The sequence below is a fragment of the Pseudomonas sp. Leaf127 genome (genome assembly GCF_001423155.1).
GTDB lineage: Bacteria > Pseudomonadota > Gammaproteobacteria > Pseudomonadales > Pseudomonadaceae > Aquipseudomonas > Aquipseudomonas ovata.
The window spans coordinates 25244-41106 of record NZ_LMOA01000021.1 but is presented as its reverse complement, the minus strand read 5'-3'; the positions used below and the strand labels follow the sequence as shown (position 1 = coordinate 41106).

The following is a 15863-nucleotide window of genomic DNA, read 5'->3' as shown; positions in this document are numbered from 1 at the left end:
CCGCAGCTCAATGGGCCCGCAGGTCGGCGATAAAACGTTGCGCTCGCGGGTGCGAAGGCTGGGCGAAGAAGGCGTCGGGGCTGCTCTTTTCCAGAATCTGCCCGGCGTCCATAAACCAGATGGTGTCGGCCACTTCGCGGGCGAAGTTCATCTCGTGGGTCACGCACATCATGGTCATGCCGTCCTTGGCCAGGCCCTTCATGACGCTCAGCACCTCACCGACCATCTCCGGGTCGAGGGCGCTGGTGGGCTCGTCGAACAGCATCACCGGCGGTTCCATCGCCAATGCCCGGGCAATCGCCACGCGCTGCTGTTGGCCGCCGGAGAGCTGCGCCGGATAGGCACCGGCCTTGTGGGCCAGGCCGACGCGGTCGAGCAATTCCATGGCCTTCTGTTTGGCCGCGGCGCCCTTGAGGTTGCGCAGCTTGTTCGGCGCCAGAGTGATGTTTTCCAGCACCGACAGGTGTGGGAACAAGTTAAAGCTCTGGAACACAAACCCCACGCGGCTGCGCAGGCGGTTGATCTGCGCATCAGTGCCGTGCACGTCCTGGCCGTCGAACAGGATCTGGCCGGCCTGAATGTCTTCCAGGCGGTTGACCGTGCGGATCAGGGTCGACTTGCCTGAGCCCGACGGGCCGCACAGCACCACCACTTCACCGGGTTGCACCTCGGCGGTGATGTCGGTGAGCGCCTGATACTCGCCGTACCATTTATTGATTTTCGAAAACATGATCATTGGATGCATGAGCGCAGCCCTCTTCAATTATCGGTGGTCAGCAACGGACCGCCCGCCACGGTTTGCCCGCCATCGCCCAGGCGCTTACGGGCAATACGTTGCTCCACCCAACCGGCCAGGCGGGTCAGGCCAAAACACAGCAGGTAGTAGATGATCGCCAGGATGAAAAACACCTGGAACGGCTTGGTCAGCAGCTGGTTGTTGACCTGGTTGGCGGCGAAGGTCACTTCCTGCACGTTGATCACATAGCCCAGGGAGGTTTCCTTGATGATCGAGATGAACTGGCTGATCAGGCTCGGCAGCGCGTTGTACAGCGCCTGGGGCAGGATCACCCAGACCGTGGTGCGCACATAGCCCAGGCCCAGGGCGCGAGACGCCTCGTACTGCCCGGCCGGCAGCGCCTGGATGCCGCCGCGAATGATTTCGCACAGATAGGCGCTCTGGTAGATCACCAGGGTGCAAAGCATGGTCATGAAGCCGGTGATGTTATGGCCGATCAGCAACGGCACCAGGAAGTAGGTCCAGAAGATCACCATCAGCAACGGGATGCCACGCAGCACGTAGACCCACACCGTGGCGACCCAGAACAAACCCTTCCACGGCGACACCCGCGCCAAGGCCAGCAGCAGACCGAACGGGAACGCCAGCAACAACGCCAGCGCCGCCAGGATCAGGGTACTCGCCAGGCCGCCCAGCGGACCGTGGGGGTATTGGCCGATCAGGAACAGCGTCCAGTTCTGCTGCACGATTGAAAACATATCGAACATCGCGGTCTACCTCGCCAGGGCTTTGCTGAAGCGGCGGGCGAGCAACGCCCCCGCGCCCATCAGCAGCAGTGAAAAAACCAGGTAGAAAACCGTGGCCAGCAGATACGACTCAAAGGTGCGGAACGTGTAGTTCTCCACTTCGCGGCTGGCGTAGGTCAGCTCCATCACGCCGATTGCCATCGCCAGGCTGGTGTTCTTGAACAGCAGCACGGTGTGGTTGATCAGCGACGGCAGACAGTTGCGCACGCCCTGGGGCAGGATCACGTAGCGCATCGAACGCACGTAGCCCAGGCCCAAGGCCCTGGACGCTTCGGTCTGCCCGTCGGGAATGGCGCGTAGACCGCTGCGCATGTCTTCACAGAAATACGCGGCCTGGCACAGGCCCAGGGCGATCACCGAGAACAGGTATTCAGTGTTGTAGTTGGCCAGCCACAGTTGTGTGGACTCGCCAAGCACCGTCGGCACGCCGAAGTACCACAGCATCAGTTGCACCAGGGTCGGCACATTGCGGTGGTACGACACATACCCCGCCACCAGGCGGTCGGCCAGCGTGTTACCTGTCAGGCGCACCGTGACCAGTGTCAGCGCCAGCAGCATCGCCAGCAGCCAGGCAAACAACGCCAGCTGCAAGGTCATTTCGATGCCCTTGACGATCAGCTCGGCGTACTCGCCTTGCAGAATCGCGGCCAAATCGAAGTCTTGCTTCATGGTCAATCCCTATCGGCATTGGGCTAGGGCAGAAATCAAAATCACCCGGCGTGGCCGTGGCGGGATGCAGCGCTGACGGATTGATCCGTTCTTTTGCTGGGGCTGGCATTCAGCCTTGGTAGTCCTGGGGCCGTGCGGTGGAAAGCCCGCCCGGCACCTGCAAGGTCGGGGTGATTTCCATGTGCCCGATGTTGACCGCAATCGGCGCGGCGATCGCGAAGGCGATGGCATTAGCGATGTCCGCGGCCTGGGGCAATTCAAAGCCCTCGACGAAGCGCTTGAAGGTGGCTTCGGAATCGCCGTGCACGTGGGCAAAAATATCCGTGGCGACCCGGCCAGGGCAGATTTCGGTGACCCGCACGCGCTTGCCGAACGCATCAATGCGCAACTGGCGAGAAAGCATGCTCACCGCCGCCTTCGTCGCGTGGTAGGTGGAGTTGCCGCCAAAGTTATAGGCCGCCGCAATCGAACTGATGTTGATGATGTGCCCGCAGTCGCGCTCGACCATGCCCGGCAGCGCCAGCCGTGCCAAGTGCAACACGGCGCGCAGGTTGACGTCGATCAGCAGGTCGATGCCGTCGGCGTCGGCCTTGAGCAGGGAGCCGGGTTTGTCGACGCCGGCGTTGTTGACCAGGATGTCGAAGGTGTTTTCGGCAAACAGTTTGGTCAGCCCGTCAAGGTCGGTCACGTCGATGGGGTGGGCGATGCAGCCAGTCCTGGCCGCCAGTTCCTGCAACTTGTCGGCACTGCGGGCCAGGGCATGCACCTGCACGCCTTCCTCGCACAGACGCTCGACAACGGCGGCGCCGATGCCGGAGGAAGCCCCGGTGACCAGCGCGGTTTTGTAGTCGGAAAATGGCATGGGGTGGTCCTTGTGCTACGGGTTATGGTTCGACTCTATCCAGCCTTCGGGCGCTGGACCAAGACGCAATGATTGTGTGGCGATAAGGCCTGCTTATGATGCGGCCAGCAGCTGGGAAATCGGCGTGATGCGCCCGCCCAGTTGCTCGATTTCAGCGCGAATGGTGCGCGCCAGTTCGACCGCACCGGAGGTGTCGCCATGCAACAGGATCGAATGGGCCGGCACCCGCAGCACCTTGCCGCTGAGGGCGGTCACGGTGCCCTCCTCCAACAACTGCCGCACCCGGCGCAGCACCGCTGCCGGCGCCTTGATAATCGAGCCGTCGACCTTGCGCGGCACCAGCAGACAATCATCGTCATAGGCGCGGTCGGCGAGAAACGTGGTGGCGACGCGCAGGCCGCACTTCTCGGCAGCACCCTCAATGGCGCGGCTGCTGGAGGAGCTGATGATCAGGGTCGGGTCAAACGCCGCCACCGCCCGCACCAACGGCTCGGCCAGCGCCGCATCGGCTGCGGCCATATTGCCCAGAGCGCCGTGGAAGCTCATGTGAGTCATGCGATGGCCATTGACCGCCGCGATCCCGGCGAGCGCGCCGAGCTGGTAGATCACATGGGTGACGAGTTCCTTGGTCTCGATGTTCATCTGCCGACGGCCAAAGCCCATCAGGTCAGGGAAGCCCACATGCGCCCCCAGATCGATGCCACCGTCCTTGGCCAGGCGCACCGTGTTGTCCATGATCAGCGGGTCGCCGGCATGAAAACCACAGGCTACATTGGCCGATGAAATCAGGCGCATCAGTGCTTCATCCTCACCCATGCGCCACGGGCCGAAGCCTTCGCCCAGATCGGCGTTCAAATCAATCTTCATGCGGGGTACTCCACACCAAGGAAAGCTTCGCCGTAGCCGACGGTGGTGCCGCACGGTACACGCACATCGACAACCCGCGCGGCGCGGGGTGCGCGCAAGGGCAGCAGCAACGCCCCCACTTGCAGCAGCGCAACCAGTTGCCCGGCGCTGAGCTGATCGCCCACCGCCACGAACGGTTGATCGAGTTGGGGATGGGTCAGCAGCAAGCGCCCCAGGCCGGTGGTGCGCAGCATCTGGTCCTGCACCTCGGCGACGGCTGGCGCCGCAACAGCAGCGGCCGGGGTACCGCGTTTGAGCGTCAGGTGCACACCGGGGCCGCTCAGTTCGGCACCGGCCAAGTGGTACTCCTTGAGCCACAGCGCCAATTGGCGAATTTCCTCAAGAGTCATGCTTTCACTCCTTCGCGGTGCAGTTCCAGCAGGCGGCTGACTTCACGCAGATACGCGCGATTGGTTTCCAGGGCCTCGACGGCCTCCAGGTAGCTGCACTCGATAAAGCGCACCTTGCCGCCAATGGGCGCCTGGCCCAGGCGCCAGAGGTCGGCCTCGATCACGCTGCCGAACTTGGGGTAGCCGCCGCTGGGCTGGGCGTCGCGCATCTGGATAATGGGCTGGCCGCCGTGGGGCACCTGGATCACCCCCGGCACGATGCCGTGGGAGCGAATTTCCATCGGGGCGATGGGCAGCAGCGGCTGGCCTTCCATCCGGTAGCCGTAACGATTGCTTTGGGTGGTGATCTTCCATTCACCGGCCCAGAACGCCGCGCGGGAACCTTCTTGGAAACGCTCGTATTCGGCGGCAGGCAACACGCGCACGGCGGGCACCCCGTCGACCTGCAACGGCAGCGCCTGACTTGGTGCCAACACCCCGACATCCAATGGCAATGGGCTGATACCGGGGCGCAGCGCCCTCAGCCGATCACCCTGTTGCAGAGCGCGGCCGTCGAGGCCGCCGAACTCGCCGCGCAATTGAGTGCTGCGCGAGCCCAGCACCGACGGCACATCCACACCACCCGCCAGACACAGATAGGCACGGCTGCCAGACGTCGGATAGCCCAGGCTCAAGATCTGGCCTTCACGGCCCTGGCACACCCAGTTCGGTGGCAAGGGCTGGCCGTCCAGGGTAGCGTCGCAAGCGGCGCCGGTCACCGCGAAGGCACAGTCCTGCAGCAGCCGCACGTCGAACGGAAACAGCGGCATTTCAATCGCGGCGGCGTCTTCGGGATTGCCCAGCAACAGGTTGCCCAAGGCCAGGGCCAGGTGGTCCATGGCGCCCGATGTGCCCACGCCATAACCCAGGCGGCCGAAGCGGCCGAAGTCCTGCACGGTGGCCAGGGCGGTGGCCGATAAAATCTCGATCATCGAATGATCCTCTCGATGCGCAAGCGCAGGAAATCACCTGGTCGCAAGATCGCGGGCGGGGTTTGGGCGGGGTCGAAAAACGCCATTTCAGTGCGGCCGATGGTGTTCCAGCCGCTAGGGCCGTCCGAGGCGGACACCCCGGTCTGCACCCCGCCGATGGACACCGAGCCCGCCCCGATATTCAGCACCGGAACCTGGCGCCGTGGCGTGGCCAGGCGCGGATCCATGCCACCGAGGTAGCAATAACCGGGGTGGCTGCCCAGGGCGTATACCGGGTACAGCGGTTCGCAGTGCAGGTTGGCGATGGTCTCGATATCCAGTCCGGTGTGGGCAATCACGTCCGCCATGTGCGGGCCGAACTCGCCGCCGTACACCACCGGCAATTCGACGATGCGTCCCTCCAGGGGCAGCGGCTGGCTCTGTTCCCAGGCCTCCAGCAGGCGCTGGCACAGGCCGTTCAGTTCACGAGGCGGTGTGAGGAAGGTGAGCATCAGGTTATTCATGCCGGGCACGGCTTCGTGGATCTCGGGCCATTCGCCAGCTTGCAGGGCCAAGCGCCAGATACGCTGCTGAGCGGCCAGGTCCAGTTCACCCGGCGCCTCGAACAACAAGGCGCTGGAGCCCAGCAGGCTGATGACAGGGGCGGTGTTCATGTCGGACTCCTTTGCTGCAACCAGCGCTCCAGGTGATGAATATCGACGCCGCCTTCGCAAAAGGCTGGGTCATCAAGAATGTCGCGGTGCAGCGCAATATTGGTGCTGACACCGTCCACAACCATCTCGCTCAAGGCCAGGCGCATGCGTGCCATGGCTTCCTCGCGTGTGGCGCCGTGCGTGATGACCTTGGCGACCATCGAGTCGTAGTACGGCGGGACGCGGTAGCCGGTGGTGACATGGGAATCGACCCGCACACCAAAGCCGCCCGGCACTTCCCAGCGCTGGATCAGGCCGGGGTTCGGCATAAAGGTCAGCGGGTCTTCAGCGTTGATGCGGCACTCCAAGGAGTGACCGTTCAGTTGCACGTCTTCCTGGCGCACACTCAACACTTCACCGCGCGCCATGCGCAGTTGCTGCTGGACAATATCGATGCCGGTGGTCATCTCGGTGACCGGGTGTTCGACCTGCAGGCGCGTGTTCATCTCGATAAAGAAGAACTCGCCGTTCTCATACAAAAACTCGAAAGTGCCCACGCCGCGATAGCCGAGACGGCGGCAGGCCTCGGCGCAGCGTTCGCCAACCGTGGCGATCAACGCGGGATCAATGCCTGGCGCCGGCGCTTCTTCCAACACTTTCTGGTGGCGGCGTTGCAGGGAACAGTCGCGGCAGCCGAGCCAGATCGCATGGCCATGGGCATCGCATAGCACCTGGATTTCCACATGCCGGGGGTGACCGAGAAATTTCTCGATATACAGTTCAGGGTTGCCGAACGCCAACCGCGCTTCTTCGCGGGTAAGGCCGATAGCGGCCAACAACTCGGCCTCCTCCTGCACCACCCGCATGCCACGACCACCGCCGCCACCGGCGGCCTTGACGATCACCGGGTAGCCGATTTCAGCGGCAATGGCGAGGATGCTCGCATCGTCGGTGGGCATGCTCGAATCCGGCCCCGGCACGCACGGAACACCGGCTTCACGCATGGCGCGCTTGGCTGCCACCTTGTCGCCCATGGTGCGAATGCACGCGGCACTCGGCCCAATAAAGGTCAGTCCGGCCGCTTCGATGCGTTCGGCAAACCCGGCGTTTTCCGACAGAAACCCGTAACCTGGGTGGATCGCCTGAGCGCCACTGACCTTGGCGGCAAACAGCAGCGCCGTCTGGTTCAAGTAGCTCAGTCCCGGTGCGGCCGGGCCGATGCACAACGACTCCTCGGCGTTTTGCACATACTGCGCATGGCGGTCCGCTTCGGAGTGCACCGCCACAGTCTTGATGCCCAGGCCATGGCAGGCACGCTGAATGCGCAGGGCGATTTCGCCACGGTTGGCGATCAGCACTTTGTCGAACATTGAATTCACCTGAATAACGAATACGCGTGGGGTCAACCGAGCCGGAACAGGGCTTGGCCCGCTTCCACTTCGACGCCGGCATGGGCGAGGATCTCAATCAGCTTGCCAGCGACCTTGGCCTTGACCGGATGGAACATCTTCATCGCCTCGATCACCGCCACCGTCTGGCCGGCTTCGATGGCTTGGCCCACCGTGACAAACGGCGCCTCTGCGACGGCGGGTGTCAAGTGCAAGACGCCATAGAGGCTGGCCTTGATCTCCACGGCGGTGCTGACCACGGGGGTTGCGGTTTTGGGCGCGGCGGTCCCGATCGGCGCGACGCTGGTGATCACCTGACCCGCCTGTTTGAACAGCCGCAGCGTGCTGTCGCCTTCGGTCAGGCTCAGTTCCAGCAGATCGGATTCGGCCAACAAATCCATCAACCCCTTGATACGTGCTGAATCCATGTATGGCCCCTGCCTGTCGAGCGTGTCTTGAGTGGATGGGCCCAATCTACAGAGCCCCCCGAAAAGCGGCCAAGACGCTTTGGCTTTGGGGTGATAAGCCGACCTTATGACTGCTCAAATCAGGCTGCCACGCATCTTCGCCACCAGCTCCAGCAGGATCGCCTTGACCGCCTGGGCCGGCACCGACAACGGCAAATGTCCCGACAGGCACAGCGCCAACGGTGCCTCCACCTCGGGTTCGACGATGCGGCACATATGCGCCGAAGTGGCCGCCACCATCACCCGCGCCGACGACTCGGGCAGGATGGTCGATCCGAAATGGTCGGCCACCGCAGCGGTGAGCGTGGTGGACGACTCGATCTCGGCCACCACCCGCGCACTCAGGCCAATGCGCAGGAAGGCTTCATCCACCAACCGGCGCATGACGTTGTAGGGACGCGGCAGCAGCATGTCCATATTGGCCAGTTCGGCCAGCGGGATCGCTTCGCTACGGGCAATTCCCGGCTCGGCACTCACCAGATACAACGGCTCGCGTAGCAGCGAGACAAAACTCAAGCCATGCACCTCACGCCCACCGTAGAGCACCGCCATGTCCATGCGACCGTTCATGATCAGTTCGCTCAAGGTGGTGCCGAAGTTTTCATTCAGGTACAGCAAAATGCCCGGATGGCGCTCACGCACCGTGCGCAGCAACGGCAACGACAGCGCCGACGCCGCAGTACCGGGCGCCAATCCCACCGACACCTGCCCGGACAACGCCTGGCCGGTGGCATTGATATCGCTCTGGGCCTGCTCGCACTGCCGCAGGATGATCTGCGCATGACCATACAACACCTTGCCCGCCTCAGTCGGCGTGACGCCCCGCTTGGTGCGAATCAACAACTGTTGCTGCAACTCCGCTTCCAGGGTCGCCAGTTGTTGGCTCAACGCCGGTTGCGCCACATGCAGCACATCGGCGGCCTGGGTCATGCTGCCGATGTCGACCAGTTTCACGAAATACTTCAGGCGGCGCAGGTTCAAAATAGCGGTGCTCATGTAAGGGAAAAATGATGCCTTGAAGGATTTTTGTACACCTGACAGGTTTGCAAAAGACAGGCCAGCCGCACAACTAGCCATAAGGCTTTGCTATGGCTGCCTTTGATCCCCCACCCAAAGCACCCGCCCGGAGCAGCCAGGACTGGACGCACCACAACAGCGCAACCCCAGCCATAAGCACTGCCTATCAAACCAGAACAAACTCATCTTATGGCGCCCTCTCCCACCCCTCGTACTGTGACCCCGTCAACACCATCAACGAGGAACGCCCGTGACTGCCTCCCGCATCGCCGCCCGTATGCAACGCATCAAACCATCGCCCAGCAGCGCCGCGTCCGACCGCGCCAACGAGCTGCGTCGCCAGGGCCAGTCCATTATCAATCTGGTGGTGGGCGAGCCGGATTTCGATACACCGCCCAATATTCGCCAGGCCGCCAGTGCCGCCATTGAGCGCGGTGAAACCCGCTACACCCAGAACGCCGGTACCCCGGAACTGCGCCAGGCCATCGTCGATAAGCTGGCGCGGGAAAACGCCCTGACCTACACCGCCCGGCAAGTGCTGGTGACCAGCGGCGCCAAGAGTGCGATCTTCAACGCTTTCGCCGCTACCCTTGGCGCTGGCGATGAGGTGCTGATCCCGGCGCCGTACTGGGTGTCGTACCCGGACATGGTGCTGGCCTGCGAAGGCGAACCTGTGCCCCTCGCCTGCCCTGAACACAACGGCTTCAAGCTGACCCCAGGACAACTGCGCGCGGCAATCACCCCCCGTACCCGCTGGCTGCTGCTCAACTCCCCCAGCAACCCCACCGGTGCCAGCTACAGCCACAGCGAATTGCGCGCCCTGGCCGATGTGCTGCTGGACTATCCCCATGTGCTGCTGATGACCGATGACATCTACGAGCACATCCGTTTCGACGGCCTGGACAACCCACACATCCTCGCTATCGAGCCGGCCTTGAGCGAGCGCAGCCTGGTGGTCAACGGCGTGTCCAAGACCTACGCCATGACCGGCTGGCGCATCGGCTACGCCGCAGGCCCCACCGACCTGATCGACGCCATGGCCACCCTGCAGTCACAGTCCACCAGCAACGCCTGCTCGATCAGCCAGGCGGCGGCGGTGGAAGCGCTCAACGGCGACCAAAGCTTCGTCAAGCACAGCGTGGTGGTCTACCAGCAACGCCGCGACCGCTGCCTGAAGCTGCTCAATGCAATTCCCGGGCTCAGTTGCCGCAAGCCTGATGGCGCGTTCTACCTGTATGTGAATTGCGCCGGCCTGCTGGGCAAGACCACACCCGACGGCAAAGTGCTGCACAACGACAGCGAGATAGTGATGTACCTGCTGGAAAGCCAGGGCGTGGCGGTGGTGGCGGGCACGGCGTATGGCCTGGCGCCGTTTTTCCGCATGTCGATCGCTACCGCGATCACCACCCTCGACCAAGGCTGTGCGCGCATCAAAGCCGCCGTCGCTGCGTTGCGCTGAGGGCCGACCATGACTGTGGCAGCCCATCCGCCCCTGAGTTTCCAACAAGCCTTGCTGGCCATGCTCGGCATCTCCCTGGTGCTGATGCTCTCGGCACTCGACCAGACGGTGATCGGCAACGCCTTGCCGAGCATCGTTGCTGAGCTCAATGGCTTTGAACTCTATGCGTGGGTTGCTACCGGTTACCTGCTGGCGTCCATCGTCACCATTCCGATTTTCGGGCGACTGGGGGATTACTACGGGCGCAAGCCGTTCGTACTCGCCGCCACGCTGATTTTCACCCTGGCCTCACTGGCATGCGCCGTGGCCAATGACATGCTGGTGCTGGTGATCGGCCGCGCCTTGCAAGGCGTGGGCGGCGGTATGTTGATCGGCACCGCGTTCGCCTGCATTCCTGAACTGTTTCCCGATACCCGTCAACGCCTGCGCTGGCAAATGCTATTGAGTGCGCTGTTCAGCGTGGTCAATGCCATCGGTCCGGGCCTGGGGGGTTACCTGACCGGCGCCTTTGGCTGGCGCTCGGTGTTCTACCTCAACCTGCCCCTGGGGTGCCTGGCGCTGTTGATCGCCTGGCGCTTTCTGCCTTGGTACCGCCCGCAACAGCGTAGCGGCATTCGCCCGGACTGGCCCGGTGCGCTATTGATCGCGCTGGCCCTGGGTAGCCTGCAGCTATTTGTGGAGTGGCTGGGACATTCGAGCCTGGGATTGAGCGCCACCCTGGGCGTGGGCTGCATGGCCGCAATCACCGCGCTGTGGCAGTGGGAGCGGCGTTGCCCGCATGCCCTGTTGCCGGCAGCGCTGTTCAGTTTGCCAAGCCTGCGATTGTTGTTCGTGCTGTCGGTGGCAGCCGGCGCGATCATGTTTTCGCTGTTGTTCTACCTGCCGCTGTTACTGCAAGGCGCTTACGGCTACTCGCCCAAGGACGCCGGCCTGTTGATCACACCGCTGGCGTTGAGCATCACCTTGGGAGCCATCGCCAACAGCCGCATCGTGACCCGTTTGCGCAACCCCAACCATTTGCCGCTGGCGGGCTTTGTCGCGCTGCTGCTGGCGTGCCTGGGCCTGGCCGTGGTCGGGCGCGGGGCCTCATTCAACCTGTTGCTCGGTTTGATCCTGCTGGCAGGCCTGGGGCTGGGATTTATCCTGCTCAACCTCACGGTTTTCACCCAGACCCTGGCCGAACGGCAGTTCTTGGGGATTGCCACGGCGCTGATCCAGTCGCTGCGCCTGGTCGGCGGGCTGCTCGGCACCGCAGGTATGGGGGTGCTGGTCAACCTGCTGTACAGCGCCAACGTGCAGCGGGTGTTTCTCGCGGCGAATCACGCCGAGGGTATTGCCGTGTATGCCGACCCACAAACGCTGTTGCATTCCAACCTCGATGCCTCGCCGTGGCTGAACCTGGCCCGCGATGCACTGGCACAGTCCGTGGGCGTCGGCCTGTTGCTGTGCGCCGGGATCGGCGTGTTGGCGCTGTTCATCCTGTACCGCTTGCCGCCGGTGCGACTGTACGTCGTGCCGGCCACCGTTGCTCCGGAACAACCTGCTCCTCAAAACAAATAGAAAGCCTTCACTGCAGCTTTTGACTGCCCTCAAAAAAACCAAACACACATGGGGATGACACCGATGGAGCTTTTCAATCGCGCACCGACAATGCTCGCCGGTCTTTGTGGCCTGCTGATTGCTCAACAGGGCTATGCCGCCGGCCTGGTGGAAGACAGCAAGCTCAATGTGCTGGCCCGCAACTTCTTCAGTAACGCCGACAACCGCAGCGGCGCCGCCAACCCCAACTACACCCAGGAATGGGGCCAGGGGTTTATCGCCAACTTCGAGTCGGGCTTCACCCAAGGCACGGTGGGCTTCGGTGTCGACGCTATCGGCATGTTCGGCGTGCGCCTGGACTCCGGCAAGGGCCGCCACTACAACCCACAAAGTACCGCGTTCAACGGCAACGTGTTCCCCACCGATCACGATGGCCGCGCGGTGGACGAGTTCGGCAGCCTGGGCCTCACCGCCAAGGCGCGCTTTGCCAAGACCGAGCTGAAATACGGCACACTGGTGCCAATGCTGCCGGTGGTGATGTCCACCGACCGCATGCTGCAACAGACCTTCAATGGCGGACAGGTCCAGTCCAGGGACCTGGACCATTTCACCTTCACTCTCGGCCAGCTGGAACACGTGAAGGGTCGTGGCTCGAGTAACCAGATGGGCATGTCGATCCCGGGCGCCAACAACGCGGTCAGCGGTAAGTTCGTCAACAAGTTCTACTACGGCGGCGTCGACTACAAACCCACCAAAGACCTCACCTTGCAGTACTACTACAGCAACCTGCAGGACTTTTATAAGCAGAACTTCCTAGGCCTCAAGTACGACTGGCAGATCGGCCCGGGCACCCTGCGCACCGACCTGCGCCACTTCGACAACCGCTCCGACGGTGCCAACGACAACGAGCCGGCGTTCTACACCTTCGGCTACTACGGCGACGGCGTGACCAAGGGCAAGGTCGACAGCCGCCTGAGCAGCGCCCTGTTTACCTACCTGGTCAACGGCCACACGATTGCCGCCGGCCTGCAACAGGTCAGCGGCGACAGCGACGCGGTGTGGCTGAATCAGGGTGACGGTTCCACCGCGTACTTCATGACCGAGTCGATGATCGGCAAATTCCAGCGCGCCGGGGAAACCACCTGGCAGGTGCGTTACGGCTATGACTTTGCCAGCGTAGGCGTATCGGGCCTGAGCTTCATGGGCATGTACGAAAGCGGCTCGAATATCCGCACGCCAACGGGCGATAAACGCGAGTGGGAACGCAACCTGACGGTAAGCTATGTCATCCAGCAAGGGCCGCTGAAAAATTTGAGCATCGCGTTACGCCATGCTTCACTGCGCACCGAAGTGACGACACAGCGCGACAGCGATGAGCATCGGGTCATTGTGAGTTACCCGCTGAATATTCTATAAGGCCCTGAAACCCGACGTGACGTCGGGTTTCTTCAATCGTGTGTTGTTAGTCCGCAAGGACTTCCGTGCCCGAGCCACAGGCATGTCCTCCTGAGTCATTTACAGGAGGATAGTCCGGACAATCTTCATTTCGTCTGACTGACCTGTATTGCCTTTAGCACCCTGCTGTAGGCAACGTCAAAAATAACGCCGACGTCCAGACCCGCGACTGATCGCGCTGACGTGCGCAGATGAACAACGGATGTTCGCGGCCTGGCTGCAAACGCAGCTCCGAGAGCTGAATCTCCCCCTGAATCTCTCGCGGCAGAGTCAGGGCAGTCATGCGCTCCAACGATAATTTCAGTTCTGCACCTGGCAGTTGTACAACGTGCTGCCCCTGAGCTAACAAATCATCCCCGGTCAGTGCCACCTCAACATTGGGAGCGTGCACAAACGCTTCCGGGTTTGCCGGATCACCCACCTTTGTGTAGTTGTCAATTCGGCTGCGAACTTTCAGACGCGCGCCAGCTAACTGGGACAGTTCAATCTCGATGCTGTCGGTATCACCGTTGGTGTCCGTGCGGAACGCAAGACTGGTCGAGTCCTGACGCCATACCGTCTGTTCGGGGTGATCCAGGCCACAGGCTGCGAAATGCTTGATGACAGCGCCGGTCACGCGAATTTCCCCAGCCCAGTAGGCTCCACGGTAACGATCCTTGATCCGCGCGCCGCCCAGACGCAAGCGAATACGCTGGCTGCTGAGGCCGAGCTCTTCATGCAAGTTGCGTGACCAGATCAATTGCTCGCCATCGAACAGATCGATTTGCTCCCAGCCGCTTTCTCCGAGCAAACGGTAGTCGAGGGTGGCCTCTTCCGAGGCCGTGAACACTTCACCCATGAGCTGCTCGCCGCAGCTCAGACTGGCAAACGAACGCTCGCCAGTGGTGGCGAAAGTGCGACGGGCGCGCAAGGCCTGGCCGACGCTTTTACGATCAAAACCTGCCGACAATACGCCGGTCAAACCGCCTCGGGAGCCAAAGACTGCAGTAGCAGGCACGCCACCGCCGCAACGCCCCTGGTGCTCATCACTGTTGGCTGCCGCACCCACTCGATAACCACGTTGTAAAGCTTCGGCATACACCCAGTGAAACTGTCCCCACGCCGAGCCGACCTCAATCAAACGCTCAAGAGCAGGATGATGCCAGTCCAGGTTGCAACGCCGTCCGCCCACATGGGGCATCATCAAATGCCCCTCCGGATCCTTGGCATAAGCTGCGTATAGCTCATCCACCGGCCACGCTCCTGGCTTGATGGTGCCGGCAGTGAACTCGTTCCACTCGAAAGAACGAACCAGACGACCTTGATTATCGAAGGGAAACTCCGGTTTGCGATCATGCAAGAACACTACATTACGGTCGCCGCCAGCACAGGAGTTGCCACACCACTCAGTCCCCGGATAGCAGACGAACCGTCCCGGCTCATTCAGTTCATGAATCAGTTTGACCGCCTGATCCCAGCGCTGCTCAGTGATGTTGAAGTCATTGGCGGTGTAACCCAGCACGTCCAGACCTGCGACATCACGGCCATAGCTCAGGTTATAAAGGGTGTCGTTGGTGCCGACGGTATCATCGGAATGCACATGCAGGTCGGCATACAGTGGCCGTAGACCGACGCCTTGCGGGTCAACGTTGATGAACGCCTGGGCAGGTCGCACACGGGCATCGGTAACCTGTGCACGCAACTGCCACTCTCCGGTTTCACTCAAGCGCAGCGCGGGCAACCGCACCACAGCCCAGCCCTCGCTGGCGAGCGTGAACGTAATGTCGCGCTCGGCCCCATCAGGAGAAACCAGTAGCAGACTGCCCTGTAACGGCAACTGCCGGCAGGTGTTACCCCAGGCATCGTCGACCCGCAGCAAAACATCAAAAGCCTCTTCACTGCTGACCAGTCGCGGCGCAATGACCTGTAACTGACTCGCGACACCCGGCACGATATCCCACAACAGATCACCTGGAACTTCAGCAAATTTCGAACTGCCGAGTGGGTCGATGAAAAGGCGCAACCGGAAGTCTTTTTCGACAAAGCTCTGCACACGAGTGCCCGCCCCGCCCTGACGACGATCACCGAGGCGGATGACGATACGATCACCCGGATTCAGATAGCCGTCGATAATGTCGATGATGATCGCCTTCTGAAAAGGCCGCTCATGCCCCTTCTGATCAAAACGCACCTTCAGGTATTGCACGGTGGCCTGACTCTGCCCCGGCACTAGATCGCCTGCCTGATACTCGGCACTGACATAATTAGGCCCCGACGGGTTGGAGGTTTGAAACAATGCCCAATCGGAATAAAACTTGAACGCCAGCTTTAACCAGGCACCATCCGCCAGCCCGCTGGCACCCACCTCGTAAGTCAGGGTGATCTCGTCCCACTGTCCGGCCACCAGTGTTTGTCGGTCGCCGGTGATACTGCCCAGAAACGGCCGGGCCTTGTTGCGTTCATACAGGCCGATTGGGGCGGTGTATTCGCCAGCGTCGCGTGGGTCGAAGGAAGTCGTCAAAATGCACCTCATGAGGAATCTGATAGAAGCGGTTCGCAAAGAACGTTTTAGGCTCTGTACGAAAAGTCGGTGAGCGAAGGTCAGGCAAGGCAAAAAGCGGCGAGCA

At 62.0% G+C, this 15863-nt stretch carries 15 protein-coding genes; 3 read left to right on the top strand and 12 right to left on the bottom strand.

Annotated features, from left to right (window positions below):
- Window positions 1-7 precede the first annotated feature (7 nt).
- From ASF84_RS13500 to nac, 11 genes are all read right to left on the bottom strand, one after another.
- The gene (locus ASF84_RS13500; protein WP_177339473.1) at window positions 8-736 is read right to left on the bottom strand and encodes an amino acid ABC transporter ATP-binding protein; all 729 of its coding nucleotides are present in this window, start codon (window positions 734-736) and stop codon (window positions 8-10) included.
- Window positions 737-759: 23 nt separating this feature from the next.
- The gene (locus tag ASF84_RS13495) at window positions 760-1503 is read right to left on the bottom strand and encodes an amino acid ABC transporter permease (RefSeq protein ID WP_056839163.1); all 744 of its coding nucleotides are present in this window, start codon (window positions 1501-1503) and stop codon (window positions 760-762) included.
- A 6-nt stretch (window positions 1504-1509) separates the two neighbouring features.
- Window positions 1510-2211 carry an amino acid ABC transporter permease gene (locus tag ASF84_RS13490; protein WP_056839161.1) on the bottom strand — a complete coding sequence of 234 codons (702 nt, stop codon included), beginning with the start codon at window positions 2209-2211 and terminating at the stop codon, window positions 1510-1512.
- A 109-nt stretch (window positions 2212-2320) separates the two neighbouring features.
- A complete protein-coding gene (locus ASF84_RS13485) occupies window positions 2321-3073 on the bottom strand; it encodes an SDR family oxidoreductase (RefSeq protein ID WP_056839159.1) in 753 nt (250 codons plus the stop codon).
- Between the two features lie 93 nt (window positions 3074-3166).
- The gene (locus tag ASF84_RS13480; protein ID WP_056839157.1) at window positions 3167-3940 is read right to left on the bottom strand and encodes a LamB/YcsF family protein; all 774 of its coding nucleotides are present in this window, start codon (window positions 3938-3940) and stop codon (window positions 3167-3169) included.
- Entirely contained in the window at window positions 3937-4329 is a 393-nt protein-coding gene (locus ASF84_RS13475) for a hypothetical protein (RefSeq protein ID WP_056839156.1), read from the bottom strand. The genes ASF84_RS13480 and ASF84_RS13475 overlap by 4 nt, the downstream gene beginning before the upstream one ends.
- Window positions 4326-5300 carry a biotin-dependent carboxyltransferase family protein gene (locus tag ASF84_RS13470; RefSeq protein ID WP_056839154.1) on the bottom strand — a complete coding sequence of 325 codons (975 nt, stop codon included), beginning with the start codon at window positions 5298-5300 and terminating at the stop codon, window positions 4326-4328. The genes ASF84_RS13475 and ASF84_RS13470 overlap by 4 nt, the downstream gene beginning before the upstream one ends.
- A complete protein-coding gene (gene pxpB, locus ASF84_RS13465) occupies window positions 5297-5953 on the bottom strand; it encodes a 5-oxoprolinase subunit PxpB (RefSeq protein WP_056839152.1) in 657 nt (218 codons plus the stop codon). The genes ASF84_RS13470 and pxpB overlap by 4 nt, the downstream gene beginning before the upstream one ends.
- Window positions 5950-7302, bottom strand: a complete 1353-nt coding sequence (gene accC, locus ASF84_RS13460; protein WP_056839150.1) for an acetyl-CoA carboxylase biotin carboxylase subunit — start codon at window positions 7300-7302, stop codon at window positions 5950-5952. The genes pxpB and accC overlap by 4 nt, the downstream gene beginning before the upstream one ends.
- A 32-nt stretch (window positions 7303-7334) precedes the next feature.
- The gene (locus ASF84_RS13455; protein WP_056839149.1) at window positions 7335-7748 is read right to left on the bottom strand and encodes an acetyl-CoA carboxylase biotin carboxyl carrier protein; all 414 of its coding nucleotides are present in this window, start codon (window positions 7746-7748) and stop codon (window positions 7335-7337) included.
- Window positions 7749-7862: 114 nt separating this feature from the next.
- Complete coding sequence (nac, locus tag ASF84_RS13450) at window positions 7863-8768, bottom strand: nitrogen assimilation transcriptional regulator NAC (RefSeq protein WP_056839147.1); 906 nt, start codon at window positions 8766-8768, stop codon at window positions 7863-7865.
- Window positions 8769-9054: 286 nt separating this feature from the next.
- Here nac and ASF84_RS13445 point away from each other — a divergent pair, with 286 nt between their 5' ends.
- The 3 genes from ASF84_RS13445 to ASF84_RS13435 all read left to right on the top strand — a co-directional run bounded on the left by ASF84_RS13445 (window position 9055) and on the right by ASF84_RS13435 (window position 13218).
- Window positions 9055-10263: an aspartate transaminase gene (locus ASF84_RS13445; protein ID WP_056839146.1), complete on the top strand. Its 1209-nt coding sequence runs from the start codon at window positions 9055-9057 to the stop codon at window positions 10261-10263.
- A gap of 9 nt (window positions 10264-10272) precedes the next feature.
- On the top strand, window positions 10273-11823 hold the full coding sequence (locus ASF84_RS13440; RefSeq protein ID WP_056839144.1) for an MFS transporter: 1551 nt from the start codon (window positions 10273-10275) through the stop codon (window positions 11821-11823).
- Between the two features lie 63 nt (window positions 11824-11886).
- Window positions 11887-13218 (top strand): OprD family porin, encoded by a 1332-nt coding sequence (locus ASF84_RS13435; protein WP_056839141.1) that lies wholly within the window; start codon window positions 11887-11889, stop codon window positions 13216-13218.
- Between the two features lie 154 nt (window positions 13219-13372).
- On the opposite strand, the gene ASF84_RS13430 is transcribed toward ASF84_RS13435, so the two are convergent.
- Window positions 13373-15757, bottom strand: a complete 2385-nt coding sequence (locus tag ASF84_RS13430; protein WP_056839139.1) for a hypothetical protein — start codon at window positions 15755-15757, stop codon at window positions 13373-13375.
- Window positions 15758-15863 lie beyond the last annotated feature (106 nt).

Excerpts from the sequence above, each read along its gene's own strand:
- ASF84_RS13500 (WP_177339473.1), bottom strand. The coding sequence starts at position 736 with ATGATCATGTTTTCGAAAATCAATAAATGGTACGGCGAGTATCAGGCG.
- ASF84_RS13495 (WP_056839163.1), bottom strand. The coding sequence starts at position 1,503 with ATGTTCGATATGTTTTCAATCGTGCAGCAGAACTGGACGCTGTTCCTG.
- ASF84_RS13490 (WP_056839161.1), bottom strand. The coding sequence starts at position 2,211 with ATGAAGCAAGACTTCGATTTGGCCGCGATTCTGCAAGGCGAGTACGCC.
- ASF84_RS13485 (WP_056839159.1), bottom strand. The coding sequence starts at position 3,073 with ATGCCATTTTCCGACTACAAAACCGCGCTGGTCACCGGGGCTTCCTCC.
- ASF84_RS13480 (WP_056839157.1), bottom strand. The coding sequence starts at position 3,940 with ATGAAGATTGATTTGAACGCCGATCTGGGCGAAGGCTTCGGCCCGTGG.
- ASF84_RS13475 (WP_056839156.1), bottom strand. The coding sequence starts at position 4,329 with ATGACTCTTGAGGAAATTCGCCAATTGGCGCTGTGGCTCAAGGAGTAC.
- ASF84_RS13470 (WP_056839154.1), bottom strand. The coding sequence starts at position 5,300 with ATGATCGAGATTTTATCGGCCACCGCCCTGGCCACCGTGCAGGACTTC.
- pxpB (WP_056839152.1), bottom strand. The coding sequence starts at position 5,953 with ATGAACACCGCCCCTGTCATCAGCCTGCTGGGCTCCAGCGCCTTGTTG.
- accC (WP_056839150.1), bottom strand. The coding sequence starts at position 7,302 with ATGTTCGACAAAGTGCTGATCGCCAACCGTGGCGAAATCGCCCTGCGC.
- ASF84_RS13455 (WP_056839149.1), bottom strand. The coding sequence starts at position 7,748 with ATGGATTCAGCACGTATCAAGGGGTTGATGGATTTGTTGGCCGAATCC.
- ASF84_RS13440 (WP_056839144.1), top strand. The coding sequence starts at position 10,273 with ATGACTGTGGCAGCCCATCCGCCCCTGAGTTTCCAACAAGCCTTGCTG.
- ASF84_RS13435 (WP_056839141.1), top strand. The coding sequence starts at position 11,887 with ATGGAGCTTTTCAATCGCGCACCGACAATGCTCGCCGGTCTTTGTGGC.